The following is a 3,594-nucleotide window of genomic DNA, read 5'->3' on the forward strand; positions in this document are numbered from 1 at the left end:
CGCCGGTACGCTGGTGGTCCAGGTGCCGTCGGCTCCCACCGTCGCCGTATAGGTTTTGTTATTCAGGGTAATGGTCACCGTCTGCCCGGCTTCCGCCGAACTGGTGCCACTGATAGTCAACGGCTGCCCGGCTTCAGTGGCGTTAAGAATATCGTTGCCGCTGAGCGTGTTGATGGTCAGCGTCGGCGCGGTGGCGTCCACGCTGTAGCCGTGGTTCGCCGAGGCGCTGTTGCCGTTCAGGTTAGTGACGGTCGCCTGCACGCTGGCGCTGCCGTCCTTCAGTGCCGCCACATCGGCGGCGGGCACCATTGGTGGTGGTGCCGGAAAGCGTCAGACTGCCGCCTTTTTCCGCCGCGTTAATAACGTCATCTGCCGTGACGGCGTTAATGCTGATCGCCACGCCCGCCAGATCAACCGTCACGGTGTGGCTGATGCTGACCGGATTTCCGGCGCTGCTGGTGCCCGCCACACCAATATTGACGGTGCCCGCAGGCCCGTTGCCCAGCCCCTGCAATGCGCTGGCGGGCACATTGATGCTCCACACCAGGCCGGTCTGCACCGTCGTTGTATACGTATTGCCGCCCACCTGCACGGTCACCGTGTCGCCCACCGCCGCACGGGTCACGCTGCCGCTGATGGTCTGCCCCCGCGCAGTATCCACCTGCAGATTTGTCGACGCATTGACGGTGTTACCGACGCTGTTGGTGGCGCTGGCGGTAACAGTGTAATTCGCCTCACCGAGCGCCGTCAGGTCAGACACCGGCACCGTTAATGTCCAGTTGCCGGAAGCGTCCGTGGTGGCGCTGTAATTTTTACCGTTCAGGGTGACGGTGACTACCGTGCCGGTGGTCAGATTGGCGCTGGTGCCGCTGAGCGTCAGATCCTGGCCTTTTTCCACCGCGTTGGTATCCACCTGCAGATTTGCCGACGCATTGACGGTGTTACCGACGCTGTTGGTGGCGCTGGCGGTAACGGTGTAATTCGCCTCGCCGAGCGCCGTCAGGTCAGACACCGGCACCGTTAGCGACCAGTTGCCGGAAGCGTCCGTGGTGGCGCTGTAATTTTTACCGTTCAGGGTGACGGTGACGACCGTGCCGGTGGTCAGATTGGCGCTGGTGCCGCTGAGCGTCAGATCCTGGCCTTTTTCCACCGCGTTCGGAACGCCGACACTCCAGTTGCCGGCGGCGTCCAGCACCGTGTTATAGCTGTTGCTGCCAATGGTAACCGTCACCGTGTCGCCCGCCGCCGCACCGGTCGCTGAGCCGCTGATCACCTGCGGCTGCGCGTGCTCACTGAGATTAATGACGTTATCCCCAGCGACGGTATTGATGGTCACCACCGGTATGCTGGTGTCGACCGTCAGATTGTGGTTCGCCGACGCCGGGTTCCCGGCTTTATCAGTGACCGACGCCGTAACGGGCAGCACGCCGCTGCTCAGCCCGATCAGATCTGACGCCGGAACATCGACGGTCCAGCTGCCGTCGGCATTCACCGTCGCGGTGTAATTTTTGCCGTTAAACGCAATGGCCACCGATTGTCCGGCTTCGGCCGTGGTTGTGCCGCTGATAGTCAGCGGCTGCCCGGCTTCGGTGGCATTAAGAATGTCGTTACCGCTGAGCGTGTTGATGGTGATCGACGGCGCGGTGGCATCCACCGTATACGCATGGTTCGCCGAGGCGCTGTTGCCGTTCAGGTTGGTCACGCTCGCCTGTACATTGTTGGAGCCGTCTTTCAACCCCGCCAGATCCGCCGCCGGAATGACGGTCGACCAGCTACCGTCTGCCGCCACGGCAACGTTGTATGTCTTGCCGTTAAAGAGAATGGTGACGTTCTGCCCCTCTTCCACATTGCTGGTGGTGCCGGACAGTTGCAGATCAGACCCGCGCTCGACGGCGTTGAGCACATCGTCAGTGGTGAGCGGATTAATGGCGATCGCGACCGCCGACAGATCCACCGTCACGTCATGACTGATGCTGACCGGGGTGCCGGAACTGTTGTTGCCCGTCACCGTAATCGTCTGCGTACCGGCAGGCCAGTTGCTGACATCCGTCGAGGGCACCGCCGCGCTCCAGGTCCCATCGGCACGCACGGTGGCAGCATAGTCAATATTGTTAATGGTAACGGTCAGTGCGGTGCCAGCCGCCAGCCCGTCGCTGGTCCCGGTGACGATCAGATTCTGGCCGTGTTCAATGCTGTTGATGACATCATCACCCGCCACGGTATCCACCCGCAGCCCCGGCAGGCTGGCGTCGATGGTGACATCCCGCGTGCCGCTGCCGCACCGTGGCGGTATAGGTGTTATTGCCGATGGTGACCGTCACCGTGTCGTTTTCGGCGGCGTTTCTTACGGTGCCGCTAATGGTTTGCCCTGTCGCCACTTCGGCGGCGTTGATAATGTCGTCCGTGGCGATAGCGTTAATGGTGACGCCCGGCAGTTGCGATTCCACATTGACGGTATGCGTTGCGCTGCCGCTGTTGCCCACCGTATTGGTTGCCGACGCGCTGAGGGTATAAATCGCCTCGCCCAGCGCGCCCACCTGATCGGCGGGCACGGTCACGCTCCAGTTGCCGGAAATATCGGTGGTGCCGCTGTACGCTTTGCCGTTAAGCATCACCGTTACCACCGTGCCCGCCGTCAGGCCGCTGGAGCCGCCGCTGACGATCAGATCCTGTGTTTTTTCGCTGCTGTTAATCAGATCGTCACCGGCCACGGTGTTGCCGATGCGGGCACGGTGACGCTCCAGTTGCCCAGCGCATCAACGCTCGCGCTGTAATTTTTACCGTTCAGGGTGACGGTGACGCCGGTCCCCGCGGGCTGGTTGCTGGTGCCGGAGATCAGCACATCCGCCCCCTTCTCAACCGCATTAATCAGGTCNTTACTGTTGAGGGTCACCGTGACCACATCCCCCGCCGCCGCGCCGGTGCAGGTGCCGGTGACAATCAGCGCCTGCCCGTGCTCGGTGGCGTTAATCACGTCGTCGCCGGCAAGGGTGTTGATGGTCAGTACCGGCACCACGGTATCCACCGTCAGGGCATGGTTCGCCGACGCCGGGTTCCCGGCTTTGTCGGTCACCACCGCGCTGACCGTCACGCTGCCACTGGTCAGCGAACTCACATCCGTTGCCGGGACACTGGTGCTCCAGCTGCCGTCTGTTCCCACCGTGGCGGTGTAGGTTTTGTTGTTCAGGGTGATGGTCACCGTCTGCCCGGCTTCGGCCGTGCTGGTGCCGCTGACCGTCAGCGGCTGCCCCGCTTCGGTGGCACTGAGAATATTGTTGCCGCTCAGGGTATCGATGGTAATGGCCGGTGCCGTGCTGTCGACACTGTAACCGTGCGTCGCCGAGGCGCTGTTGCCGTTCACATTGCTGACGCTCGCCTGCACGCTGGCGCTGCCGTCCTTCAGCGCGGCGACATCAGTGGCAGGCACGGTGGTGCTCCAGCGTCCCGCTTCGGTGGCATTGAGAATATTGTTACCGCTCAGGGTGTCAATGGTAATGGCCGGGGCCGTGCTGTCGACGCTGTAACCGTGCGTCGCCGAGGCGCTGTTGCCGTTCACATTGCTGACGCTCGCCTGCACGCTGGCGCTACCGTCCT

General features: G+C 62.6%; 1 pseudogene. It reads right to left on the bottom strand.

Annotated features, from left to right (window positions below):
• Positions 1-3,594: pseudogene (locus GM30_RS28105) on the bottom strand (beta strand repeat-containing protein); the annotation flags it as partial.

The sequence above is a fragment of the Trabulsiella odontotermitis genome (assembly GCF_001188485.1).
Taxonomy (GTDB): Bacteria; Pseudomonadota; Gammaproteobacteria; order Enterobacterales; family Enterobacteriaceae; genus Trabulsiella; species Trabulsiella odontotermitis_A.